This window comes from Mesorhizobium sp. BH1-1-5 (assembly GCF_020165615.1).
Taxonomy (GTDB): Bacteria; Pseudomonadota; Alphaproteobacteria; order Rhizobiales; family Rhizobiaceae; genus Mesorhizobium.
In genome coordinates this window covers 77590-101088 of sequence record NZ_JAIUIM010000011.1, presented here as the reverse complement: position 1 = coordinate 101088, position 23499 = coordinate 77590, and the positions used below count along the sequence as shown (strand labels likewise).

19 protein-coding genes and 1 riboswitch are annotated in these 23499 nt (G+C 65.4%); of the genes, 9 read left to right on the top strand and 10 right to left on the bottom strand.

Annotated elements, in window-relative coordinates:
• The first annotated feature begins 291 nt into the window (after window positions 1-291).
• Window positions 292-1590, top strand: a complete 1299-nt coding sequence (locus tag LB572_RS16590) for an adenylosuccinate synthase (protein ID WP_140803273.1) — start codon at window positions 292-294, stop codon at window positions 1588-1590.
• A 70-nt stretch (window positions 1591-1660) separates the two neighbouring features.
• Entirely contained in the window at window positions 1661-3454 is a 1794-nt protein-coding gene (locus tag LB572_RS16585) for a hypothetical protein (RefSeq protein WP_224668448.1), read from the top strand.
• A gap of 16 nt (window positions 3455-3470) precedes the next feature.
• Here the strand turns inward: LB572_RS16585 and LB572_RS16580 are convergent, their stop codons facing one another.
• From LB572_RS16580 to LB572_RS16565, 4 genes are all read right to left on the bottom strand, one after another.
• Complete coding sequence (locus LB572_RS16580; protein ID WP_246684693.1) at window positions 3471-3653, bottom strand: CcdB family protein; 183 nt, start codon at window positions 3651-3653, stop codon at window positions 3471-3473.
• A 91-nt stretch (window positions 3654-3744) separates the two neighbouring features.
• Window positions 3745-3987, bottom strand: coding sequence for a type II toxin-antitoxin system CcdA family antitoxin (locus LB572_RS16575; protein WP_224668447.1), 243 nt, complete (start codon window positions 3985-3987; stop codon window positions 3745-3747).
• Window positions 3988-4042: 55 nt separating this feature from the next.
• Complete coding sequence (locus LB572_RS16570) at window positions 4043-5857, bottom strand: ABC-F family ATP-binding cassette domain-containing protein (RefSeq protein ID WP_224668446.1); 1815 nt, start codon at window positions 5855-5857, stop codon at window positions 4043-4045.
• A 10-nt stretch (window positions 5858-5867) separates the two neighbouring features.
• Entirely contained in the window at window positions 5868-6512 is a 645-nt protein-coding gene (locus LB572_RS16565; protein ID WP_140803269.1) for a thiamine diphosphokinase, read from the bottom strand.
• A gap of 133 nt (window positions 6513-6645) precedes the next feature.
• A riboswitch (TPP riboswitch) is annotated at window positions 6646-6751 on the top strand.
• A 52-nt stretch (window positions 6752-6803) separates the two neighbouring features.
• Between LB572_RS16565 and thiB the strand changes: the two genes are divergently transcribed.
• From thiB to LB572_RS16545, 4 genes are all read left to right on the top strand, one after another.
• Window positions 6804-7805, top strand: coding sequence for a thiamine ABC transporter substrate binding subunit (gene thiB, locus LB572_RS16560; RefSeq protein WP_412033568.1), 1002 nt, complete (start codon window positions 6804-6806; stop codon window positions 7803-7805).
• Window positions 7806-8029: 224 nt separating this feature from the next.
• A complete protein-coding gene (gene thiP, locus LB572_RS16555; RefSeq protein ID WP_224668444.1) occupies window positions 8030-9649 on the top strand; it encodes a thiamine/thiamine pyrophosphate ABC transporter permease in 1620 nt (539 codons plus the stop codon).
• Window positions 9646-10428 carry a thiamine ABC transporter ATP-binding protein gene (gene thiQ, locus LB572_RS16550; RefSeq protein WP_224668443.1) on the top strand — a complete coding sequence of 261 codons (783 nt, stop codon included), beginning with the start codon at window positions 9646-9648 and terminating at the stop codon, window positions 10426-10428. The genes thiP and thiQ overlap by 4 nt, the downstream gene beginning before the upstream one ends.
• A 139-nt stretch (window positions 10429-10567) precedes the next feature.
• On the top strand, window positions 10568-12034 hold the full coding sequence (locus LB572_RS16545) for a M48 family metalloprotease (RefSeq protein WP_140803265.1): 1467 nt from the start codon (window positions 10568-10570) through the stop codon (window positions 12032-12034).
• A 65-nt stretch (window positions 12035-12099) separates the two neighbouring features.
• On the opposite strand, the gene LB572_RS16540 is transcribed toward LB572_RS16545, so the two are convergent.
• Together LB572_RS16540 and LB572_RS16535 are read right to left on the bottom strand one after the other, a co-directional pair.
• Window positions 12100-14070, bottom strand: a complete 1971-nt coding sequence (locus LB572_RS16540) for a caspase family protein (protein WP_224668442.1) — start codon at window positions 14068-14070, stop codon at window positions 12100-12102.
• Between the two features lie 169 nt (window positions 14071-14239).
• Window positions 14240-15103, bottom strand: coding sequence for an RNA polymerase factor sigma-32 (locus tag LB572_RS16535; protein ID WP_224668441.1), 864 nt, complete (start codon window positions 15101-15103; stop codon window positions 14240-14242).
• Between the two features lie 302 nt (window positions 15104-15405).
• Between LB572_RS16535 and LB572_RS16530 the strand changes: the two genes are divergently transcribed.
• The 3 genes from LB572_RS16530 to LB572_RS16520 all read left to right on the top strand — a co-directional run bounded on the left by LB572_RS16530 (window position 15406) and on the right by LB572_RS16520 (window position 17795).
• Window positions 15406-16179 carry an amino acid ABC transporter substrate-binding protein gene (locus LB572_RS16530; RefSeq protein ID WP_140803262.1) on the top strand — a complete coding sequence of 258 codons (774 nt, stop codon included), beginning with the start codon at window positions 15406-15408 and terminating at the stop codon, window positions 16177-16179.
• Between the two features lie 162 nt (window positions 16180-16341).
• The gene (locus LB572_RS16525; RefSeq protein WP_140803261.1) at window positions 16342-17022 is read left to right on the top strand and encodes an ABC transporter permease subunit; all 681 of its coding nucleotides are present in this window, start codon (window positions 16342-16344) and stop codon (window positions 17020-17022) included.
• On the top strand, window positions 17019-17795 hold the full coding sequence (locus LB572_RS16520; protein ID WP_224668440.1) for an amino acid ABC transporter ATP-binding protein: 777 nt from the start codon (window positions 17019-17021) through the stop codon (window positions 17793-17795). Before LB572_RS16525 ends, LB572_RS16520 begins: the two co-directional genes overlap by 4 nt.
• A 67-nt stretch (window positions 17796-17862) precedes the next feature.
• Here the strand turns inward: LB572_RS16520 and LB572_RS16515 are convergent, their stop codons facing one another.
• The 4 genes from LB572_RS16515 to LB572_RS16500 form a co-directional block, all read right to left on the bottom strand.
• Window positions 17863-18444: a CarD family transcriptional regulator gene (locus LB572_RS16515; protein WP_140803259.1), complete on the bottom strand. Its 582-nt coding sequence runs from the start codon at window positions 18442-18444 to the stop codon at window positions 17863-17865.
• 374 nt (window positions 18445-18818) lie between these two features.
• On the bottom strand, window positions 18819-19157 hold the full coding sequence (gene fdxA, locus LB572_RS16510) for a ferredoxin FdxA (protein WP_112101550.1): 339 nt from the start codon (window positions 19155-19157) through the stop codon (window positions 18819-18821).
• A gap of 148 nt (window positions 19158-19305) precedes the next feature.
• The gene (locus LB572_RS16505) at window positions 19306-19692 is read right to left on the bottom strand and encodes an RNA-binding S4 domain-containing protein (protein WP_140803258.1); all 387 of its coding nucleotides are present in this window, start codon (window positions 19690-19692) and stop codon (window positions 19306-19308) included.
• Between the two features lie 91 nt (window positions 19693-19783).
• Window positions 19784-23248 carry a helicase-related protein gene (locus LB572_RS16500; protein ID WP_224668526.1) on the bottom strand — a complete coding sequence of 1155 codons (3465 nt, stop codon included), beginning with the start codon at window positions 23246-23248 and terminating at the stop codon, window positions 19784-19786.
• Between the last annotated feature and the right edge of the window lie 251 nt (window positions 23249-23499).

Sequence of the window (23499 nt, the reverse complement as noted above, 5' to 3'; positions counted from 1 at the left end):
GGCCCTGCAGGTATTCGAGGGTTCAGGCCGGCCTAGAGCGGCGGCGGCGGCAAGTAAATGATGCGAAAGCCGGAATTTGTTGTGCCTGGATCAGGCGGGACGTCACGCCGGCAGCGCCATTTGATCCGATACTTGGCTGGAACATAGTCTTTTGCGAAAGCCTGTATCCGTTTTTGGGGGATCGCGCCAAGGATGGTTTCGGCGGCAAAGAAAGGGTCGCGCCGGCCGGCGCTTGACGCTATAGAGGCTGTCGTTTCAGGCCGCCCGCGCGGCATTTCAAGGGAAAAGAACATGGCCAATGTGGTGGTCGTCGGCTCGCAGTGGGGCGACGAAGGCAAGGGCAAGATCGTCGACTGGCTGTCGGAACGGGCCGATGTGGTCGTGCGCTTCCAGGGCGGCCACAATGCCGGCCACACGCTGGTCGTCGACGGCAAGGTTTACAAGCTGTCGCTGCTGCCCTCGGGCGTGGTGCGGGAGGGCAAGCTTTCGATCATCGGCAATGGCGTGGTGTTCGATCCGCATGCCTTCGTCGCCGAAGCCAAGAAGCTCAAGGAGCAGGGCGTGGAGGTCACGCCGGAGCGCCTGAAAATAGCCGAAAACACCGCGCTTATCCTGTCGCTGCACCGGGAGTTGGACGGGTTCCGCGAAGATGCCGCCTCGAATTCCGGGACCAAGATTGGCACGACCCGCCGCGGCATCGGCCCCGCCTACGAGGACAAGGTGGGCCGGCGCGCGGTGCGGGTGATGGATTTGGCGGATTTGGAAACGCTCCCCTTGAAGGTCGACAGGCTGCTGACGCACCACAACGCGCTGCGCCGCGGGCTTGGCCATGCGGAAGCGACGCATGAGGCGATCATGCAGGAGCTGACCTCGGTGGCCGACGAGATCCTGCCTTACATGGACCGCGTCTGGAAGGTGCTCGACGACAAGCGTCGTGCCGGCGAGCGCATCCTGTTCGAGGGCGCGCAGGGTACGCTGCTCGACATCGACCACGGCACCTATCCCTTCGTCACCTCGTCCAACACCGTGGCCGGGCAGGCGGCCGCCGGCGCGGGCGTCGGCCCCGGCGTCATCGGCTATGTGCTCGGCATCACCAAGGCCTACACGACGCGCGTCGGCGAAGGGCCGTTCCCGACCGAGCAGAAGAACGAGATCGGCGAGTTCCTCGGCACGCGCGGCCACGAGTTCGGCGTCGTCACCGGCCGCAAGCGCCGCTGCGGCTGGTTCGACGCCGTGCTGGTGCGCCAGGCCGTCGCCGTCAACGGCATCAAGGGCATCGCTCTGACCAAGCTCGACGTGCTCGACGGGCTGGACGAGATCAAGGTCTGCACGGGCTACAGGCTCGACGGCGAGACGATCGATTACCTGCCGGCCAGCCAGGGCGCGCAAGCGCGCGTCGAGCCCATCTACGAGACGCTCGAAGGCTGGAAGGGAACCACGGCCGGCGCAAGGAGCTGGAACGATTTGCCGGCCCAAGCCGTCAAATATGTCCGCTATATCGAGGAGCTGATCGGCGCCCCGGTGGCACTGCTCTCCACCAGCCCCGAGCGGGACGACACGATACTTGTGACCGATCCGTTTCAAGACTAGTTTCACAGCCCTTCCCGGCGCTACGGCTGATTTGCGGCCGGGCGGGAAAAGAATGCAGGTCACCTGACGCATGGCAGATTTCGTTAGTGTTCTGAAAAAGCAGCTCGACAAGAAGGGCGATCCTTCGTTCGAGGTGCGCAAGCAGATATACGATGGTGCCCGCGCGGTGCTGGCGAAGACGCTCGCCGAGTATTCCCCGCCGCTCGCCCCCGACGTCGTCAGCAAGCAGAAGCGCTCGCTGGAGGACGCCATTTCCAGCGTCGAGCGCGACTATGTCAAACGCGCTCCGGCCGAGGATCCGCTGGCGGAGCTGGAGCATATTTTCTCCTCCATCGACCGCAACAAGAACCAGCCGAGCCATTCCCGCCAGCCGGCGGCGCCCGTGCCCGCCAAGCCGGATCCGTTCAAATCCGAACCGTTCAAGCCGGCGGCGCCCGCCAGGACGGAACCGAGTTGGCAAAGCACGCCGAAGGCGGGCCCCGCGCCGCAAAATCCTGCGGTAGCCGAGCCAGCCTGGCAGACCACGGCCAGGACGGAGCCTGGTTGGCAGACTGCGCCAAAGGCGGAGCCCGCGTGGCAGAAGGCCCCGCCACCGCAGATGCCGTCGCCGCGCGAGGACGATGTCGGCCTTGCAAGCATGGACGCCGCCGATGCCGATGAGGGCAGCGACGTCTTTGCCAATGACGAGCAACCGGCGGCCGATACCTTCCAGCGTCTGCGACCACAGCGGCAGGCGCGCAAGCGCGGCTATGGCGGCTTGATCGCCGCCGTCATCGCGCTGTTGGTGCTGGCCGGCGGCGGCTACGGCATATGGCTGAACAAGAATGCGTTCGGCTCACTCTTCGGTCTTGGCGGCAGCGGCAATAAGACGGTCTCGACCGAGCCGCTGGTCAAGCCGGCCCCAGACAAGCCGGCGACCGAGACGTCGGCGGCGCCGGCCCCGGCTGCTGCCGGCGGATCCGCGGACACGACCAAGTTCACGCAACGCTTGTCGCCCGAGGGCAAGGAGACCGATCCCGGTCCGGCCGGCGGACAGGCGACGATCGGCGAGGGTGAATCCGTCGCGGCGCTGACCTCGCGGCCGCCGGCGGCGCCAGCAACGACCCCGCCCGCCGCGGCCACGCAAACGCCCGAAGCGCCCGCGGCGGGAGCGGCACCTGCGGCCGACGCGGCCAATCCGACGCCGCCCGCGGCCGGAACCGCACCGCCGGCGGCTGATGCGGCCACGCCGCCCGCTGCCGGGACAACACCGCCAGCCGCAGCTGCGACACCGGCTGCGCCGGCGCCAGCGACAGCCGAGGCGACCGTGCCGGTCGGGCAGAAAGCGATCTTCTATGAGGAGCGCACCAGCACTCAGCAAGGCACGGCCGAGCCCGGCAGCATCGTCTGGTCGCTGGTGCAGGAATCGCCCGGCGGCGACCTGCCGCCGGAGCCGGCGATCCGTGCCGAGGCGACGATTCCCGGCAAGAATATCCAGCTGCGCATGACGATCCGGCGCAACACCGACCAGACGCTGCCGGCCAGCCACATCATCGAGATGATCTTCCTGACGCCGAAAGACTTCGACGGCGGCGGCGTCGACGGCCTTCTGCGCATCGCCATGAAGAGCTCGGAGCAGGACGCCGGCAGCCCGCTGATCGGCCTCCCGGCCAAGATCGGCGACGGCTTCTTCCTCGTCGCGCTCAACGACAACAAGGCCGACCAGGACGCCAACCTGACGCTGCTTCGGGGCCAGGACTGGATCGACGTACCGGTGGTCTACAAGAACGGACGCCGCGCGCTGCTCACCATGGAAAAGGGCATCCCGGGCGAGAAGGTGTTCGACGAGGCGCTGAAGGCCTGGGCGGCAAAGACGTCGGGTTGAGGACGGTTTCGCCGGTTTAGAAACCCTGGAACAGCATATCAAGCGCCGCGACGATCTCGTCATGGTGTCTCGCAAGACTTCCTTCTGCCGTCCGCAGTTCGGAAGCCGTCACAGCTGAAATGAATTGAGTGACCATTACATGGTCTCTGCCATCGATTCTGAAGATTGGGTTCAGCCTACGGGCCGGTAACGGTGCAATGTCGGGCGGCAGAAGCGGAACGACGACGTTGGTATCGAGGTGCTCCCGTAACCGCCGCTTCCCAGGTTCTGGTAGAAATCATAGCGGGCCATCAAAACAGCCGGTGCTTGGCCAAAGGCAGGCCGTTGCGCTTGACGTATTCGTTCGAGCTTTCGAGCGCTTCCTTATTCTCCTCCTGCCAGCGGCGCGTCTTTTCGGCAGAAATTGCCTTCGCGATTCCCTGCTCGGCAGCACGGGACATGTTGATGCCTAATGCCTTGGCCTCCTCGATCAGTCTGGAATCAATCGAGGTGTTGACCGATTTGCGTTGTGGTTTTGTCGTTGATCGGAGCATGGCATACCTCTTTATGCGCATAGGATAAGCGCATATCTGTATGCGGGCAAACCAGTCACCCCTCCATCTCCTCGCGCAGCATTTCCAGCTCCAGCCACTCTTCCTCGAGTGCTGCAAGCGTCGTGCGCTCCTTGTCGAGCGCGGCGATGGTCTTCTGGAACGAGGCCGGGTCGCGTTCGTAGAAGGCGGGGTCGGCGATGTTGTTCTCAAGCCTGGCGATCGAGGCGGTCACCGCATCGATCTTCTTCGGCAGGGAGTCCAATGCGAATTTCTGCTTGAAGGAGAGTTTCTTCGCCGGACCCTTGGGCGCGACTAGTTCGACTTTCGGCGCAGCCTCGCCCGCCTCAGTCTTCGACCTCGCCTTGCGGTCCTCCAGCTTGGAGCCGCCGCGTTGCGCCAGCATGTCGGAATAGCCGCCGGCATATTCGATCCAGCGTGCGCTGCCGTCCGGCGCGATCACGCTGGTGACGGTGCGGTCGAGGAAATCGCGGTCGTGGCTGACCAGGATCACGGTTCCGGCAAAGCCGGCGACCAGTTCCTGAAGCAGTTCCAGCGTCTCCATATCGAGATCGTTGGTCGGCTCGTCGAGCACCAGCAGGTTCGCCGGCCGCGCCAGCACGCGCGCCAGCAACAGCCGCGCGCGCTCGCCGCCGGAAAGCTCGCGCACCGGCGTGCGCGCCTGCTCCGGCTTGAACAGGAAATCCTTCATGTAGGAGACGACGTGGCGCTGCTCGCCATTGACGACGAGGTTCTCGCCGCGGCCGTCGGTCAGGTAATGCGCCAGCGTCTCCTGCGGGTCGACCGCCTCGCGCTTCTGGTCGAGCGTCGCGATCTCCAGATTGACGCCGAGCCGTACGGTGCCGGCATCCGGCGCCAGCTCGCCGGTCAGCATCTTCAAAAGCGTCGTCTTGCCGGCGCCGTTCGGGCCGACCAGGCCGACGCGGTCGCCGCGCTGGATACGCGTCGAGAAACCCTTGACCACGGTGAGGTCGCCAAAGCTCTTGTCGATGCCCTTGGCCTCGATCACCAGCTTGCCGGATTCGGTGGCGTCGCTCGCCACCATGGTGGCGGTGCCTTCGGCGCCGCGATGGCTGCGAAAGCGCTGGCGCATCGTCTGCAACTCGCCGAGGCGGCGCATGTTGCGCTTGCGCCTGGCGGTCACGCCATAGCGCAGCCAATGCTCCTCGCGCACGATCTGGCGGCCGAGCTTGTGCTGCTCGCGCTCTTCCTCCTCCAGCACCTGGTCGCGCCATTCCTCGAAATGGGCAAAGCCCTTGTCCAGCCGCCGGGTCTGGCCGCGGTCGAGCCAGACGGTGGCGCGCGTGACGCGCTCGAGAAAGCGGCGGTCGTGCGAGATCAGGATCACCGCCGAAGAGGTGCGGGCAAGCTCTTCTTCCAGCCACTCGATCACAGAAAGATCGAGATGGTTGGTCGGCTCGTCGAGCAGCAGGATATCGGGTTCGGGCGCCATGACGCGGGCAAGGGCGGCGCGGCGCGCCTCGCCGCCGGACAAGTCGTTCGGCCGCTCCTCGCCGGTCAGCCCGAGATGTTCCATCAGATAGGTCGCGCGGTGCGGATCGTCGGCCGGGCCGAGGCCGGCCTCGACATAGGAGCGCACGTCGGCGAAGCCATCCATGTCAGGCATCTGCGGCAGGTAGCGGACCGTGGCCGAAGGCTGGCGGAACACCTCGCCGTCCTGCGGCTCTATCATGCCGGTGGCGATCTTGAGCAAGGTCGACTTGCCCGAGCCGTTGCGGCCGACCAGCGCGATCTTCTCGCCGGCGGACGCGCTGAGCGCCGCGCCGTCGAGCAGCGGCGTGCCGCCGAAGGTCAGTTTAATGCCGTCGAGATTGAGGAGTGGCGGCGCCATGTCTGGAATGTCAGCTTTCAGGAAGAGGATAGGGGTGGGCCAGGAGCAGCGCCCGGCCGCGTTCCAGCGCGATGCCAAGCTGCCCCTTGACCTCGTTTGATATAGTGAGCGAGGAGCCGAACGCCACCTCGACGCGGTCGAGCGGCCACTTGGCGCCGGTGACCGTCAGGCCGGCGAGCTCTGAGAAGCCGAGCACCGAAAACAAGGTGCCGTCCTCATAGTCGAAGCCGGCTTTGCCCGGCAAAACGGGAATGCCTTCCTGCGCGCCGCTGGTCAGCAGAACTTGCGTGCCCGCCTCGGCCAGCCGCACGGCGAGCGCCAGGTGCAGGAAAGCATGGTCGGCGCGCTTGCCGCCGAAGGCACCGGCCAGAACCAGGCTGGTGGCGCCGCGCCGGAGCGCTTCCGCGATGGCGAGCTCGCCGTCGGTCATGTCCTTCTCGGCCGGAAAGATCTTTCGCGGAACGGCGGCGAGGTCATCCGGCAGGTTCGCCGGCACCGAATCGAAATCGCCGACCCAAAGTTCCGGCATGAGGCCAAGCATGCGGGCATGGCCGATGCCGGCATCGGCGGCGATGACGCGCGAACCCTCGATCTGGTGTTCGAGCCGGGGCGTGCGGATAAGTTCGCCGCCAAGCAGGATGGTGAATGTGCCCATGGCCGTGGCCCTTACCAGCCCTCCAGGCGAAACGGAAGCCGGACGGCCCGCGCTTCGGTGGCGCCCGCCCCGGAACATTAGCTACCCGGCAAACTTCCGCTTGCACGCCGCTTCGGCCGGGCCTATCTGTCGAAACGCTCTAACGGGGTGCCGGACGTGATCCGGCTGAGAGGCGATCAAGCCAACCCGCTGAACCTGATCCGGTTTGTACCGGCGGAGGGATTAGACGTTTCGGACCATCCGGCGCCTCAATTCCTTGTCACTCGAACGAAGGAGGCGCCGATGCGCGCAATGCTGTCCAATCTCATTCTCGCTACCGGTCTCGTGTCGCTTCTGGCAGGCGTCGTGCCTGCCGAGGCGAAAGACAAGCTCACCGTCTATACCTATGAGAGCTTCACCGCCGATTGGGGGCCTGGGCCGGCCGTCAAGAAAGAGTTCGAGGCCGAATGCGGCTGCGATCTCGAATTCGTCTCGGTGGCCGATGGCGTCGCGCTGCTCAACCGCGTCAAGCTCGTGGGCGCCGGCACCAAGGCCGACATCGTGCTCGGCCTCGACACCAACCTGACCGCCGACGCCAAGGCGAGCGGCTTGTTCGCGCCGCATGGCGAAGTCTCCGGCATCAACGTGCCCGGCGGCTGGAGCGACGATACCTTTGTCCCGTTTGACTACGGCTATTTCGCCGTTGTGTACGACACGGAGAAACTGAAAAATCCGCCGAAGAGCTTGAAGGAGCTGGTCGAGGGCGCCGGTACCGACAAGATCGTCATCCAGGATCCGCGCACCTCGACGCCCGGCCTCGGGCTGCTTTTGTGGGTGAAGTCGGTCTATGGCGACAAGGCGCCGGAGGCCTGGGCCAAGCTCAAGACGAAGGTGCTGACGGTGACGCCGGGCTGGAGCGAGGCCTACGGCCTGTTCACCAAGGGCGAGGCGCCGATGGTGCTCTCCTACACCACCTCGCCGGCCTACCACATGGTGGCCGAGAACACCGAGCGCTACCAGGCGGCCTCCTTCGAGGAGGGCGAATACCTGCAGATCGAGGTCGCCGGCATCACCACGACGGGCGCGAAGAACCCGCTGGCGCAAAAATTCATTGCCTTCATGACCGGGCCGAAATTCCAGGACGTCATTCCGGAAACCAACTGGATGTTCCCGGCCGGCAAGACCGACAAGCCGCTCAACCCGGCCTTCGACAAGCTGGTCAAGCCGACCAAGACCCTGCTGTTCAGACCGGAGGAAGTCGCCGCCAACCGCAAGGCCTGGGTGGATGAGTGGCTGGCGGTGATGAGCAAGTAGGGCTGTAATGCTTGCGCCAAGGCCCCCCTCTCTGTCCTGCCGGACATCTCCCCCTCAAGGGGGGAGATTGGCAGCTTTGGCGCCTTGCTCAATCCTGCGGCATTGGAGATTGGCGAAAGCCCGAGTGACGTCTGATCTCCCCACTAGAGGGGGAGATGGCCGGCAGGCCAGAGAGGGGGGCGAAGGAACTCGGCGCTCGTTAGCTCGAACTCAAATGGCGCAGCGTGCGACACGCGCCCTCTGACTCCCGCATCACTGCCGGCGCCGTCGCGCTTGCGGCCATCGCCTTGCTCATCGGCGGCGCTTTCGCCGGCCTCATCCTCGAAGGTGCGCACGACCTCTCCGGTGCCGCCGCCGCCTTTGACGGCTACCTCTTCCGCGTCGCTCGCTTCACACTGTGGCAAGCGGCTCTCTCGACGCTCCTATCGGTCGGCCCCGCGCTGCTGGTGGCGCGCGCCCTGTCGAGGCATCCGGCCTTTCCCGGGCGCCGCCTGATCCTGCAATTGTTCACCGTGCCGCTGGCGTTGCCGGCGATCGTCGCCGCGCTCGGCATATTGGCGCTCTACGGTCACGCCGGATATTTTGCCGGCGTCTTCGCCGGGCTTGGCGGCGGGGAGTGGCCGGGGATCTACGGCCTCTCCGGCATCCTGGTCACCCATGTCTTCTTCAACCTGCCCCTGGCGACGCGCCTGTTCCTGGAGGCGCTGGGCACCATTCCCGCCGACCAGTGGCGGCTGGCGAGCCAGCTCGGCATGGGTCCCCGGCCGGCCTTCCGGCTGATCGAATGGCCGGTGCTGCGCGCGGCCCTGCCGGGGATCGCCGGGCTGGTCTTCATGCTCTGCATCACGTCCTTCACCATCGTGCTGACGCTGGGCGGCGGTCCGGCCGCGACGACGCTGGAGGTCGCCATCTACCAGGCGCTGCGGTTCGATTTCGATCCGGCCCGCGCCGTGGTGCTGACGCTGCTGCAGATCGCGCTCACCTTCATCGTGGTCGTCGCGCTGACGCGGCTCGGCGCCAACACGGTCGGCGACGCCAATCTGCCGGTGGCGCCGCGCCGCTACCTTTCGGCAGGCCGAATGGAGAGTGCGCTGAACGCCGGCCTCATCGCGCTTGCCCTGCTGTTCGTTGCCGGACCGATGCTGGCGACCGTGCTTTCAGGTCTGGAGGCCGATCTCGGCCGGCTGGCGGGTGAGGAGGCGGTGCGCCGCGCGACGCTCACCAGCGCGGGCCTCGCGCTGCTTGCGGCGCTGCTCAGCGTGACGTTGTCGCTGGCGCTGATCGCGGCGCGGCGCGCGCTGTCCCTGCGGCGCCGGGCAGGTGGCGCGATGGGCTTGCTCGAACATGCCGCCGACACCGGCGCCGGCTTCGTGCTCGTCGTGCCGCCGATCGTGCTTGGCGCCGGCTGGTTCCTGGCGCTGCGCCATGTCACCGATGTCTTTGCCATCGCGCCGGTCATCGTCGTTGCCGTCAACGCGGTGATGGCGATGCCCTTCGCCATCCGCGCCATTCGCCCGGCCTATGACGCGGCGAGCGAGCGTCACGAGCGGCTTTGCCTGGCGCTCGGCATATCCGGCTGGAACCGGCTCAGCCTGATCGACTGGCCGTCGCTCAGGCGGCCCTTGGCCACCGGCTTCGCCTTCGCCATGGCGCTGTCGCTCGGCGATCTCGGCGTGATCGCGCTGTTCGGCAGCGATTCCGTGCAGACCTTGCCCTATCTGCTTTTGGCGCGCATGGGCAGCTACCGGACAGCCGACGCCGCGGGGCTTGCCTTGCTGCTCGGCCTCGTCTGCCTGATGCTGGTGGTCGCCGCCGACTGGCTCGGGCGGGAAGGAAAGTCATGACGACGAGCAACGGCACTGCGCAGAAAGGCCTGGCTGTCCGGCTGGATGGCGTCTCGTTCAGCTATGGGGAGGCGTCCTTCCGCTTCGATGCCGAATTCGCCGACGGCAGGATCACAGCCATCATGGGGCCGAGCGGCTCCGGCAAGTCGACGCTGCTCAATCTGATAGCCGGCTTCGAGGTGCCCGATGCAGGCAAGGTGCTGATCGGCGGCACCGATCTCGGCACCGCGCCGCCTTCGGCGCGGCCGGTGTCGATGGTGTTCCAGGAAAACAATCTGTTTGCGCATCTTTGCGTCAAGGCCAATGTCGGGCTCGGCCGCTCGCCGTCGCTCAAGCTCGGCGATGCCGATCGTATTGCCGTCGCCGAGGCGCTGGCGCGTGTCGGTCTTGCCGGCAAGGAAAAGCGGCTGCCGCGCGAGCTTTCCGGCGGCGAGCGGCAACGCGTGGCGCTGGCGAGGGTGCTGCTGCGCGATCGGCCCGTTCTGCTGCTCGACGAACCTTTCGCGTCGCTCGGCCCGGCGCTGCGCGACGACATGCTCGACCTTGTCGCAGGCATCCATGCCGAGCGCAAGATGACGGTGCTTTTCGTCACGCATCAGCCCGAAGATGCGCGCCGCATCGGCCAGGACGTCGCATTTCTCGATGAAGGCACGATCGCGGCGACGGGCCCGGCCGAGGATTTCTTCGATCGGTCTGGACCGGACGCCTTCCGGCGCTATATCGGCGATCGAGGCGGCACCGTTGCCGGATCACAACATATTGCCCGGAAGCGGACATAATTTACGGCCAAACCGGCAACGGGTGATCCGGCGTTTGCTTGCCTTGTCCGGGGGAGTGTGGCTAGGTCCGGCTGGGCCGTGATTTGCCGAAAGATTTCGAAAGGAAGCCGATCTGTCGACCGGCGCTGAGAAGGTTTGGATGAGGCCGCTGGCACGATTTTTCGCGCTGGCAAGCGTCGTGGCGCTGGCCAGCTGCCAGATGTTCACGCCGCCGGACGTGCAGGAATCGGGCTTCCAGCCTTCCGACAAGCCGATCACCGTCGACAATGTCGTCGCCAACGCCAAGCTCGCCGACATGGCGAAGGCGCAGCATCCGCGGATTCTCGCCACCTATGGCGGCGAATATTCCGATCCCAGGCTCGAACGCATGGTGGCCAAGGTCGTCGGCAATCTGACGGTGGTGTCGGCGAACCCGACCCAGACCTATCGCATCACCATCCTGAACTCGCCCAACGTCAACGCCTTCGCGCTGCCGGGCGGCTATCTCTATGTGACGCGCGGCCTGCTGGCGCTGGCCAACGATTCCTCCGAGCTTGCCGCCGTCATCGCGCATGAGATGGGTCACGTCACCGCCAATCATGGCCTGCAGCGGCAGCAGCTCGAAGCGGAGGAGGGCTTGGCGACCAAGGTTGTTTCCGATGTGCTCGGCGACAGTCCGACCGCCAAGGCGGCACTGATCCGCGGCAAGCTGAGGCTGGCGCAATTCTCGCGCAACCAGGAACTGCAGGCCGACGCCATCGGCATCAAGTCGATCGGCGAGGCGGGCTATGATCCCTATGCCGCCGGCCGCTTCCTGCAGTCGATGTCGGCCTATACCGATTTCCGCTCGGTCAGCGGCGCCACCGACGCCAGCCTCGACTTCCTGGCGACGCACCCCAACACGCCCCAGCGCATCGAGCTGGCGCAGCGCCTTGCGCGCAATTTCGGCCCGCCCGGCGTCGGCACGCGCGACCGCGACGCATTTCTGGCCGGCATAGACGGGCTGCTCTACGGCGACACGCCTGAAGAAGGCTATGTGCGCGGCCAGACCTTCATGCACCCCAATCTCGGCGTCTCCTTCACGGTGCCGGATGGCTTCGTCATCGACAATACGGCGGCCGCGGTCACCGCGACCGGGCCTGGCGACATCGCCGTCCGTTTCGACGGCGTGGCGATCAACAAGTCCGTATCGCTCACCGATTACATCCGCAGCGGCTGGGTGGCGGGTCTCGAGGACGCCAGCGTGCGCCAGGAAACGGTCAATGGCAACGAGGCGGCGATGGCGCATGCCAGCGCGCAAGGCTGGCAGTTCGACATCGCCGTGATCCGCGCCGGCGGGCAGGTCTACAGGCTGCTGACGGCCGCGCCCTCGGCCAGCACCGCGCTGGACCCGGTCGCGCGCTCGGTCAGCGGTTCCTTCCGCGTGCTGAGCCCTGCCGAGAAGGCGGCGCTGAAGCCGCTGCATATCCGCGTCGTCACCGTCCAGGCCGGGCAGACCATGGGCTCGCTCGCCGCGCAAATGGTCGGCGTCGACCGCAAGCTCGACCTGTTCCGGGTGCTCAACGCCATGTCGCCCGGTGCCAGCGTATCGGCCGGCGACAAGGTCAAGATCGTCACCGACAAATAGAGACTCGGGGCCAACCCGGCGCCGTGGGCGATCTGAACTATCGCCCGGGCCGGGGGCCGTTGTCTTCACAAGCCGTCACTACCGGTGTCGCCACCGTCACCACCGCCGGTATTGCCATCGCTGGCGTGGCTGGCGCCGCCAGTCCAGGATGTTCTCCCGGTTTCGGTCGGTATCGGCTTGACCTTTGGTGCTCCCGGAATTGTCCGTGTGATGGTCTTCGGTTTCGACACGGGCACGCGGATCACCTTTATCTTCGTGATGACCTTCGGCGGCACCTTGCACGCCATGACCACGGGCGTGCTGCGCGTGGGAAGACCGAGAATGCCCATCGAGTACGCGTCCTGCCGCTCCATGCCCGCTTTGAGGAAAGCCAGGGCGCGTGCCGGGTCGGCGGGCACGCCGTTGCGGCCTTCCTTGAAGATCAGAGCAAGCTCCTTCATGGCATCGACATGTCCCATGGCCGCTGCCTGGAGCAGCAGGTCCAGTCCCTTGCCGGTATCGCGCTCGACGCCGAGGCCATTGAACAAAGCGCGTCCCCAGGCGGCCATGGCGTAGGGGTCTCCCTTGTCCGACGCCTTCGAATAGAGGTCGGTCGCCTTCGATGTCTCGACAGCCGTCCCTGTTCCGGACGGGGCGATGGAGCCGAGCGCGAAGAGGGCGCGGATATGTCCCTTGTCCGCGGCCTCCTGGATCGCCTGCCTGGCCTCGTCGACCCTGCCCGACGCCAGCAGCACCCGCCCCAGTTCGTAACGGAAGCGCGCAATGTCGGGATAGGCCTTCACCGCCGCCTCGCAGGCCTCGAGAGCCCCGCCGCCGATCTCGTTCGGCAACCGGCCCGGGACGACGCCCTGCAGGTCGAGCGGTTCGCCGGCAGCCTGGTCGCAAGGATCGACGTCCGGCGACAGCTTCATCGTCGCCTGCTTCGCGGCGTTGCCGACGCGGATCTGGAAGCCGACCTCGATGGGAGCGGACGAGCCGATCTGCGGCTCGTAGCGCAATTTATCGACCTCGGCGGCCATCAGGCTCGATTGCGGCGAAAGCACGCGATCGGGCAGGGACAGCGTCCCGGTCGCCGGGTAGCTCGCAAGCTTTAGGCTGACCCCGGCATCCTTGGCCGGAAGATCCAGTTTCAGTGGAACCGGGCCGACGCCGACCGGGATGCGAATGTCGCGACTTCCAATCGCTTCCGCGGCATCGGCAACCTGGATTCCGCGCTCGGCCGCCTGCTGGTCCTGCTGTGCGGCGGGCGGCGGCGGTGCTGGTTGCTCCGCCCCGCGCATCAGCACGACATCGTCGATCAGCGAGGAGTTCTCCCACGGGACCTGCTTGCCGTTGGTGGCCTTGACCACATCGCGGCGCACGGCCGCCATCACCGAGCTTATCTCCTGGCCCGGAGCCAGGGCGCGGCGGGAAAAGGACGACGAGAACGGACTGAGGTCGCCGGCGCCGTCATAGGCGACGGCGCCCGGTTCGGTGGCAAAGGCAATCAGCGTGTTCTGCGAACCCGTTACCTGCGCAAGTCCGCTGTCGCCGGCGACGATCAGCTGGTCGCGCAGCCAATAGTCCTTGCGCGGGAAAGGGTTGTTGCGGCAAGCGTCGAGGATGATCATCTGGATCTTCGATCTCGAGCGCAGCTGCCGCAGTATGTCGTTGACCTTGATGGCCTGGACTTCCATGTCGGCCGCGTCCTTCAGCGACGCATCGACCGGGATCAGGAAATTCTCGCCGCCGATCTGGAAGCCGTGCCCCGAATAGTAGACGACCGCCAGGTCGGCGCCGTCGGCGGCCGCCAGGTAGTTGCGGAACCGCTCCTCGAACTGAAGCCTGGTCAGGTCCTTGGCGGTGAACACCTCGAAGCCGGCCAGCCTGAATGTCTTCGACACATCGTCGGCGTCCTTGTCCGGATTCTTGAGGGCCGGGATTTCGCGGTATTCGGAATTGCCGATGACAAGGGCAACCCTTCGATCGGCGCGCGCTTCGAATGTCGTGAAGCCCACGAGGATCAAGGCCGCAAGGAGCACGCAGCATCGCAGCATGGCAAATCCCCCCATATGTTGTGATCTGGAGGTGTCAAAAAGGCCTATTGCGGCGCGATGGTCTGTTAAAGAGCTCACAAACCATAGGTATTATCGAGGAAAATTTGCCCGACGGCGATATATTCTTATTTAATAAATTTCTTATCCTTGATTTTTGCACGCATTAACTTCAGGCGGCTTCCGCCAAAAATTCCGGGTTCTGCTTCACCAGCGCCAGCTTCAGCTTTTCCATGGCGCGGGCTTCGATCTGACGGACGCGCTCCTTGGAGATGCCGAGCTGTTCGCCGAGCGATTCCAGCGTGGCGCCGTCGTCGCTCAGCCTGCGCTCCTCGATGATGCGGAGCTCGCGGGGGTTGAGCGCGCCGAGCGCGCTCTTCAGCCAGACGGCACGGCGCTGGACGTCGATCCTTTCGCCGACGATCTCGTCGGGAAGCGGATCCTCCGAGACCAGGAAGTCCATCCGCTCGGCGGCGCCGTTCTCGTCGGCCAAAGGCGCATTGAGCGAGCTGTCGGGTGAGGACAGGCGTGAATCCATCATCGCCACGTCGGCTTCCGGAATGCCGAGCGCGGCCGAGACCTCGCGGTAGAGCGTGGCATTGGAGAGCGGCTCGGCGCCGTTGGCCAGCCGTGCGCGTAAACGGCGCAGATTGAAGAACAGCGCCTTCTGCGCCGAGCTGGTGCCGCCGCGCACGATCGACCAGTTGCGCAAGATGTAGTCCTGCATGGAGGCGCGAATCCACCAGGTGGCGTATGTGGAAAAGCGTACTTCCCGCGCGGGCTCGAAACGCGCCGCGGCCTCGAGCAGGCCGACATGGCCTTCCTGGATCAGATCGCCGAGCGGCAGGCCGTAGTGGCGGAATTTCGAGGCCATGGAGATCACCAGCCGCATATGGGCGACGGTGATCCGGTGCAGCGCGTGCTGATCGTTCTCTTCTTTCCAGCGGAGCGCAAGGACGTGCTCCTCGTCGCGCTCGAGATAGGGAGCCCTCATTGCCGCCCGGACCAGTGTCCGTCCTGCCGCGTCCTGGATCATGCCGGCTCCTGTTGGCGGTGATTGGTACGGTTGAAAAGACACCGCCGCGCCCTACAACAGCCATGCAACGTGTCAGGCGCATGGATGGTTCCGCCGCCCGCGGGGGGCAGATGTTGCCGACGGGAACATTTTGTTATTGGCCGGGAAAAGCCGTTTGGCGGATTCTCGAGCTGATTTGAGAACCAGATTTCTAGTAGGGACGATTTTTGAAATCTGGTTCCTTATTTAGCGACCTTCTATCTGTCAGTTTCCGGGTCTCACAATCGCGCCGGGGGCACCGGTCAAAACGGGATCACATAAAAATGAAATGGCTTAAGTCGCTTCTTGTCGCCGGAACGCTGCAGGTTCTGGCGGTCACCGCCGGCCATGCCGGCGCCAATCTCGACCAGATCAAGCAGGCCGGCGTGCTCAAGGTCGGCACCGAAGGCACCTACGCGCCCTTCACCTATCACGACGAATCCAACGCGCTGGTCGGCTTCGACGTCGAGATCGCCAAGGCCATCGGCGACAAGCTCGGCGTCAAGGTCGAGTTCCTCGAGGGCAAGTGGGACGGGCTGATCGCCGGCCTCGACGCCAACCGCTACGACGCCGTCATCAACGAGGTCGGCATCACCGATGCGCGCAAGGCCAAATATGATTTCTCCGATCCCTACATCGCCTCGAAGGCGGTGCTGATCGTGCGCGGCGACAACACCGACATCAAGACCTTCGCCGACCTCAAGGGCAAGAAGTCTGCGCAGTCGCTGACCTCCAATTTCGGCAAGCTCGCCGAATCCAACGGCGCCGAGCTCGTCGGCACCGACGGCTTCGACCAGTCGATCCAGCTGCTGCTCACCGGCCGCGCCGACGCCACGATCAACGACAGCCTGTCCTTCCTCGATTTCAAGAAGCACAAGCCGGACGCCAATGTGAAGATCGCCGCGCAGGAAGAGAATGCCGACTATTCCGGCGTCATCGTGCGCAAGGGCGATCCGGAACTGGTCGCCGCCATCAACAAGGCGCTGGCCGACATCAAGGCCGACGGTACCTACCAGAAGATCGCCGACAAGTATTTCGGCCAGGACGTTTCGAAGTAAGGCAATCGTCCTTCGTTCTAAAAATGGCGGGTCGTCAAAGACGGCCCGCCATTTTTTGCACGATATTCATGCGCCGGCGTCTTTGACGGCTCGCCGGTTTTCGCGTGATAGTCAGTCCATACGGGGGAACGCGCCGCCGTATCTGGAAGGGAGAAGTGCTCCGTGCCGCACTGGCTGCAATTGATGCTGGAATCGTTGCCGACGCTGTTATGGGCGGCGTTGATCTTCACCGTGCCGCTGACGCTCCTGTCCTTCGCGCTCGGGCTCATCGCCGGGCTTGCGACGGCGCTGATCCGGCTGTTCGGGCCGAAGCCGCTGGTCGCGCTGGTGCGCTTCTATGTCTGGATCTTTCGCGGCACGCCGCTGCTCGTTCAGTTGTTCCTGATCTTCTACGGCCTGCCGTCGGTCGGCATCCTGCTCGATGCCTTTCCGGCCGCGCTGATCGGCTTCACGCTCAACATCGGCGCCTACACGTCGGAGATCATCCGCGCCGTCATCGGCTCGGTGCCGAAGGGGCAGTGGGAGGCTTCCTATTCGATCGGCATGACCTGGAGCCAGGCGATGCGGCGCACGATCCTGCCGCAGGCGGGCCGCGTCGCGGTGCCGCCGCTCTCCAACACCTTCATCTCGCTGGTCAAGGATACCTCGCTGGCGGCGGCGATCACCGTGCCCGAGATGTTCCAGGCCGCGCAGCGCATCGTCGCCACCACCTATGAGCCGCTGATCCTCTATGTCGAGGCGGCGGCGCTCTATCTCGCGCTGAGCTCGGTGCTGTCGGCGCTGCAGGCGCGGCTGGAGGTGCGGCTCAACCGCTATGGCGGGTTCCTGGAGGCCAATTCATGATTGGCCTCACCGACATCGAAAAGCGCTTCGGCGACAATCTGGTGCTGAAAGGCGTCACCGTCAGCCTGGCCGAGGGCTCCGTGACCGCGCTGGTCGGTCCTTCCGGCGGCGGCAAAAGCACGCTCTTGCGCTGCATCAACCTCCTGGAGATCCCGACGTCCGGATCGTTGCGCATCGGCGACGAGACGCTTGCGTTCCATCCGGGCGGCAAGGTGCCGACCAAGGACATCCAGCGCATCCGCCTGCAGACCGGCATGGTGTTCCAGAATTTCCAGCTCTTTCCGCACCGCACGGCGATCGAGAATGTCATGGAAGGGATGGTGACGGTGCTGAAATGGCCCGAGCCAAGAGCGCGCGAGCGGGCGATGGCGCTGCTCGAAAAGGTCGGCATGGCGCACAAGGCGGATGCCTGGCCGGCGACGCTGTCGGGCGGCCAGCAGCAGCGCGTGGCGATCGCCCGGGCGCTGGCGCCGTCGCCGCGCGTGCTGCTTTGCGACGAGCCGACCTCGGCGCTCGATCCGGAGCTGGCGCAGGAAGTGGTCGACGTGCTCGGGCAGCTTGCCCGCGAAGGTACGACCATGGTGATGGCCACGCATGACCTGCGGCTCGCCTCCAAGATCGCGCAGGAGGTCGTCTTCCTCGATGCCGGCTCGATCGTCGAGAAAGGCCCGGCCTCGGTCGTGTTCGACAATCCGGAGCGCGAGCGGACCAAACGCTTCATTGCCTCGCTCAGGCAGGAGGAGGCGCAGAAGGAAGCCGGCGGCGGGGCGTAGAGTTGGGCACCAGAGACAAAAAACCCGGCGCGAGGCCGGGTTTTTCATACGCTTGGAGCGAAAAAGCTCAGGCAGCTTCTTCCTGTTCGGATTCTTCGTTGTCGGCCTTGGCGCCGCGCTTCGGACCCTTGTTGAGGTTGACCTCGATGAGGCGCACTGCCTCGGTCTCCGACATGCGGTTCACAGCGGCGATCTCGCGGGCCATGCGGTCGAGCGCGGCTTCATAGAGCTGACGCTCGGAATAGGACTGCTCCGGCTGGTTGTCGGCGCGATAGAGGTCGCGCACCACTTCCGAGATCGAGATCAGGTCGCCGGAATTGATCTTGGCGTCATATTCCTGGGCACGGCGCGACCACATGGTGCGCTTGACGCGGGCGCGGCCCTGCACGACCTTCAGCGCGCGGTCGACATAGTCTTCTTCCGACAGCTTGCGCATGCCGATCGAGGTCGCCTTGGCGACCGGCACCTTGAGCCGCATCTTGTCCTTCTGAAAGTCGATGACGAACAGTTCCAGCTTGTGGCCTGCCACTTCCTGCTCGTCGATCGCCACGATCTGGCCGACGCCGTGCGCCGGGTAGACGATGAACTCGCCGGTCTTGAAACCGTGACGGGCCGCGGTGGACTTCTTCTGCGGGGTGATCGTTGCCATTACGCCCTGAACTCCTTGGTTGTAGCGCCGGCATGGCGGCGCCGGCTGAACTCGTGTGACCGGCGGTGGCCGATCATTAGCCGCACAATAGGTGAACCCACCGGAAAAGCCGAGACCAGCAAAGCGCACGAATGCGGCCGCCTGTCCCAGATTGCTCTGGTTCGGGTTTGAGAAGCTCACCTTTCAGTGATTTGGGGCGTTAGCGCCATAAATCGACGTTGTGTCACCGGCATGTTCCGCTGATGTAACACAAAAAGTCGGAAGAATCAAGGTTTTGCTGCGTTCGCTAACGCCGAGCGACACCGCTGCCTGTCAAGACAGTAATTGTATCGGCCATGTTACGCCGCGTCACGCCGGCGCTATCTGCGATTATGTCAATCGCCTTCGCCGGGCTCCGCAGAGAAATATTTCTCGAACTTTCCGGTCTCGCCGTCGAAGGTCTTGGCGTCAGCCGGCGGCTCTTTCTTGGCGGTGATATTGGGCCATTTCTCGGCATATTCGGAATTGACCTGCAACCATTTGTCGAGACCGCCCTCGGTGTCCGGCTTGATCGCGTCGGCCGGGCATTCGGGCTCACAGACGCCGCAGTCGATGCACTCGTCGGGGTGGATGACGAGCATGTTCTCGCCTTCGTAGAAACAGTCGACCGGACAGACCTCGATGCAGTCCATGTATTTGCATTTGATGCAATTGTCGGTCACGACATAGGTCATTGCAGGCTCCGGAACGTCCCATTTTGCTGGGCTTTTTGGCTGAGGTAACGCCTTTGCCCGCCGCTTGCAAGGGCAGGGCTTGCTGGCCGGGCCGGCGTTGCGGAAACGAATTGTCGCGGTTCGCTGCGCCGAGGGTCCGCTTATAATCTCAATCGTCGCCGAGCAGCCGGTCGGTCTGCCGGCGTTCGCGTTTGGTCGGGCGACCGCTGCCGGCCTCGCGCAAGGCCGGAATGGCGTCCGGAACGGCCTCGCCCTTGGGTGTCGGCGCCGGCGACATGTCCTCATAAAGCAGCCGCGCCTCCTCGGCCGGGCCTCGCCGCGTGCCGCAGTTCAAGACTTTCCAGACGAGGATACGGCCTTCCAAGGTGATGGTCAGCACGTCGCCGGGCTTCACCATATCCGAGGCCTGCGCTGCTTTGTCGCGATTGATGCGGACGCGCCCGGCGACGGCGATTTTCGCCGCCAGGGACCGCGATTTCACCGCGCGCGAGAAGAACAGCCATTTGTCGATGCGCTGGCGGCCTTCTCCAACCATCGCGGCTAGCTCTGTTGGAGCATGATCTCGCCCGAAAACCGGTTCCCACTTTTCGCTGACGCGGTCCTTCGGTTCGGGATCATGCTCTAGCCTACTTCTTCAGCTGGTCGCGCAAGGCGGCAAGCTTGGCGAAGGGCGAATCCGGATCGAAGCGCTGCGGGCGCTCTTCGCGCGGCTTGCCCTGGAACGCCGGCTTGCCACCCTGGTTAGCCTTGCCGTCCTGCCTGTTGCCCTTCCAGTCGGGCCGGCCCTCGCGGCGGGCCCCCTCGTGGCGATCCGGGCGCTCGCCTTGCGGCCTGCCTTCGCGCCGTTCACCACCCTCGCGCCGGTCGCCCGTCTCCGGCCTCGGCTTGTATTTCGAGCGGTCGAAGCGCGGCTTGCCCGCACCGTCGCTGCGTTGCTCGCGGCGGCCTTCATGGGCCGGACGATCGCCGGGCTGGCCGCTTGCGGCGCCTGCCTGGCCGTCGCGCGCGGGTTGTCCACCACGCGGGCGATTGTCACGGCGGTTGTCCTGGCGATGGCGCGGACGCTGGTGGTCGAAACGCGCCTGGCGCCACAGGAGCACGGGCTTTGGTTCCTCAGCCTCCGTCGGGGTTTCGCCGGCAGCGGCTTCGCTACCTTCACCCTCGTGCGGAGGGTCAGCGCGCAGCGCCGGGGCGGGGGGAGCGCCGGCGGTATCAGTGCTCTCTGCATGGTCGGCGCTATCGCCTGCGTCGCCTTGCGCCGCGACCTCTTCCACTGAGGAGGGGGAGGGAAGGGCGTCGGCGCTTTCAGCCGACCCGGGCGCTGCCGTGGTGTCCACCGCCGCGGTGTCCTCCACAACGGGAGCTTCTTCCGTGACCTCGGCCGGAACTTCTGCCGGCTCTTCCGCGGCAGGTTCGGCTGCCGCTTCCACGACGGCTTCAGCCGAAGCTTCGGCGACAGCCTCAACGGCGGCCGGCTCCGAACCCTCGACCGGTGTCTCGGCAATCGTGTCCGTCGTCGCAACTTCAGCCGCCGCCTGCGCGGCGCGGGCCGCCTCTTCGGCGGCGAGCTTCGCCTCGGCCGCTTCGCGGGCGGCGTTGTCCTGGGCTTCGAGCTTCGCCTTCACCTCGGCGGCGGGCTTCGGCTCGGCGCGATAGCCGAGGCCTTTCAGGATCTCTTCCATGTCGTCGGCGGTGGCGCCGAGGATCGACATCATCGGCGGCGTCACCGTGAAGGCGTGGCCGTCATAGGCGCCGTCCGGACGCTGGCCGAGGCCGGGCTTCCAGTTGGTCGCCGGGCGGATGAGGTCGGCAAGCCGCTCGAGGATATCGATACGCACGGCGCGGCGGCCGAGATTGCGATAGCCGGCGAGCTTGTAGAAGGTCTTGTCGAAGGCCGGGTCGATGACCACCGAGGTGCGGCCCGACGCCAGCGCATGCACCACGTCGCCGAAGCCCGGCTTGTCCTTGCCGTCGTTCTTCAGCGCCCAGAGCAAGGTCACCAGACCGGCCGGCGCAGGCTTGATCAACGCCGGCACGAAGACATGGTAGGCGCCGAAGCGCACGCCGAGGCGGCGAAGTGCGGCGCGGCCCTCCTGGTCGAGCGACTTCATCTCCTCCGCGATGTCGCGGCGATTGATCAGGCCGAAATGCTCGACCAGCTGGAAGGCGATGCCGCGCGCGATGCCGGTGAGCTGGTCGGCGTTCTTCAAATCGACCAGCGGCTTCAAAAGCTGTTCGACCTGGAAATTGACGAAGCGCTCGGCGCGCGCGGCGACCTTGTCGCGGGCCGGGCCGGTCAGCTGCTCGTCGGCAAGCAGCACCAGGCGCGGCTTCAGCGCCTCGTCGCCGGCGACCAGCGTGCCGATCGGCGCGCCGATCCAGCGCAGGACGCCGTCCGAGCCCAAAGCCAGGTCGCCATTGGCGCAGGCGGCAAAGCGCTCGGCGCGCGCCTCGAACTCGGCTGCGAGCGCCTTCTGGGCAGCTGTGCGCACCGCTTTGGCGTCCTCGCCGCCGGCGCTTTGGTCGGCGGTGAAGCGGAACCCTTGCAATTCGCCGACATGATGGCCCTCGACGAGGACGGTTCCGGTTGGACTGATTTCGGCTTCAGGCATGGTATTTTCTCTAAGGCGCCGCATGAGGACGGAAGTCCTGCGGTCTACGAAGCGTTTCGTCAACCGCTCATGCAGCGCATCCGACAATCTGTCTTCGATTTCGCGCGTCTTTTCCTGCCAGTGTAGCTGATCGGCCAGCCAGCCCGGTCGGTTGGAGACGAAAGTCCAGGTGCGGATCTGCGCGATCCGGTGCGACAGCGTGTCGATATCGCCTTCCGTCGTGTCGGCGCGCCGCACCTGCTCGGCCATGTAATTCTCATCGACATGGCCATGGCGCGCAAGGTCCATATAGATCGAGGCGATGAGGTCGGCATGCTGGGCCGGCGCGATCTTGCGGTAGTCGGGCAGCGCACAGGCTTCCCAGAGCAGCGCCACGCGCTCCTTGCCGGAGGCCAAAGCGCGGATGTCGCCGTCGCGCGACAGATGCTCCAGCGCCTGCGCATCCACGGCCGGCAGCGCGCGGGTCAGCCCCTCGACCGGCGCATTGGTCTCGATCGAGCGCTTCAGCGCATCGAGGCTGGAAAAGTCGAAATCGGCGGTGCGCCATTGCAGCACCTTCACCGGGTCGAAGTCATGCCCCTCGATCTTGGCGATCAGATCCTCGTCGAACGGGTCGACCTGGCCGGTGACGCCGAACGTGCCGTCGCGCAGGTGGCGGCCGGCGCGGCCGGCGATCTGGCCAAGCTCGGCAGCGGTCAGGTTGCGGTATTGGTAACCGTCGAATTTGCGGTTCTGGGCGAAGGCGACATGGTCGAGGTCGAGGTTCAGTCCCATGCCGATGGCGTCGGTGGCGATGAGATAGTCGACGTCGCCGGACTGGAAGATCTCCACCTGCGCATTGCGGGTGCGCGGCGAAAGCGCGCCGAGCACGACGGCGGCGCCGCCCTGCTGCCGACGGATCAGCTCGGCGATCGCGTAGACCTCGTCGGCGGAGAAGGCGACGATCGCCGTGCGCCGTGGCAGCCGGGTGAGCTTCTTCGAGCCGGCATAGGCAAGGTGCGACAGCCGCGGCCGCGTCACCACCGACACGCCCTTCAGCAGGCGCTGCAGAATGCCATGCATGGTGGCCGCGCCAAGAAGCAGCGTCTCCTGGCGGCCGCGCAGATGCAGGATGCGGTCGGTGAAGATGTGGCCGCGCTCGAGATCGCCGGCGAGCTGCACCTCGTCGATGGCGACGAAGGCGGCGTCGGTCTCGCGCGGCATCGCCTCGACGGTGCAGACCGAATATTTCGCGCCGGCAGGCACGATCTTCTCCTCGCCGGTGATCAGCGCCACCTTGTGGGCGCCGACCTTCTCGCAGACCCGGGCATAAACCTCGCGGGCGAGCAGCCTCAGCGGCAGGCCGATGATGCCTGTCTCATGCGCGACCATGCGCTCGATGGCGAGATGGGTCTTGCCGGTGTTGGTCGGGCCTAGCACGGCCGTCACGTCGCGGCCCGAGAGGATCAGCGGCTGGGAATGTTTCGGCTGGATGTTCATCGGCTCGGAAATAAGGTTTCTGCCGCTTGTAGTCTGAAGCACGGCGGTGCCGCCGCGTGTGACAGGCGACACATAGGGACTTCGGGCGGGAAGCGAAAGCGGAATGTTCCTTTGGGGGGGCAGGTCGAGTCGGCAGGGGCGGCCAAAATCGGTCCTTGTTAACGGCTGGAACGAGTCTGGAACGAATCAGCGACGAATCGCTGACTCGCTCGGATTCAGGTTTTGTTCACGGCTATATGTGGATTTTTTGA

Excerpts from the sequence above, each read along its gene's own strand:
- LB572_RS16590 (WP_140803273.1), top strand. The coding sequence starts at position 292 with ATGGCCAATGTGGTGGTCGTCGGCTCGCAGTGGGGCGACGAAGGCAAG.
- LB572_RS16585 (WP_224668448.1), top strand. The coding sequence starts at position 1,661 with ATGGCAGATTTCGTTAGTGTTCTGAAAAAGCAGCTCGACAAGAAGGGC.
- LB572_RS16575 (WP_224668447.1), bottom strand. The coding sequence starts at position 3,987 with ATGCTCCGATCAACGACAAAACCACAACGCAAATCGGTCAACACCTCG.
- LB572_RS16570 (WP_224668446.1), bottom strand. The coding sequence starts at position 5,857 with ATGGCGCCGCCACTCCTCAATCTCGACGGCATTAAACTGACCTTCGGC.
- LB572_RS16565 (WP_140803269.1), bottom strand. The coding sequence starts at position 6,512 with ATGGGCACATTCACCATCCTGCTTGGCGGCGAACTTATCCGCACGCCC.
- thiB (WP_412033568.1), top strand. The coding sequence starts at position 6,804 with ATGCTGTCCAATCTCATTCTCGCTACCGGTCTCGTGTCGCTTCTGGCA.
- thiQ (WP_224668443.1), top strand. The coding sequence starts at position 9,646 with ATGACGACGAGCAACGGCACTGCGCAGAAAGGCCTGGCTGTCCGGCTG.
- LB572_RS16545 (WP_140803265.1), top strand. The coding sequence starts at position 10,568 with ATGAGGCCGCTGGCACGATTTTTCGCGCTGGCAAGCGTCGTGGCGCTG.
- LB572_RS16540 (WP_224668442.1), bottom strand. The coding sequence starts at position 14,070 with ATGCTGCGATGCTGCGTGCTCCTTGCGGCCTTGATCCTCGTGGGCTTC.
- LB572_RS16535 (WP_224668441.1), bottom strand. The coding sequence starts at position 15,103 with ATGATCCAGGACGCGGCAGGACGGACACTGGTCCGGGCGGCAATGAGG.
- LB572_RS16530 (WP_140803262.1), top strand. The coding sequence starts at position 15,406 with ATGAAATGGCTTAAGTCGCTTCTTGTCGCCGGAACGCTGCAGGTTCTG.
- LB572_RS16520 (WP_224668440.1), top strand. The coding sequence starts at position 17,019 with ATGATTGGCCTCACCGACATCGAAAAGCGCTTCGGCGACAATCTGGTG.
- LB572_RS16515 (WP_140803259.1), bottom strand. The coding sequence starts at position 18,444 with ATGGCAACGATCACCCCGCAGAAGAAGTCCACCGCGGCCCGTCACGGT.
- fdxA (WP_112101550.1), bottom strand. The coding sequence starts at position 19,157 with ATGACCTATGTCGTGACCGACAATTGCATCAAATGCAAATACATGGAC.
- LB572_RS16505 (WP_140803258.1), bottom strand. The coding sequence starts at position 19,692 with ATGGTTGGAGAAGGCCGCCAGCGCATCGACAAATGGCTGTTCTTCTCG.
- LB572_RS16500 (WP_224668526.1), bottom strand. The coding sequence starts at position 23,248 with ATGAACATCCAGCCGAAACATTCCCAGCCGCTGATCCTCTCGGGCCGC.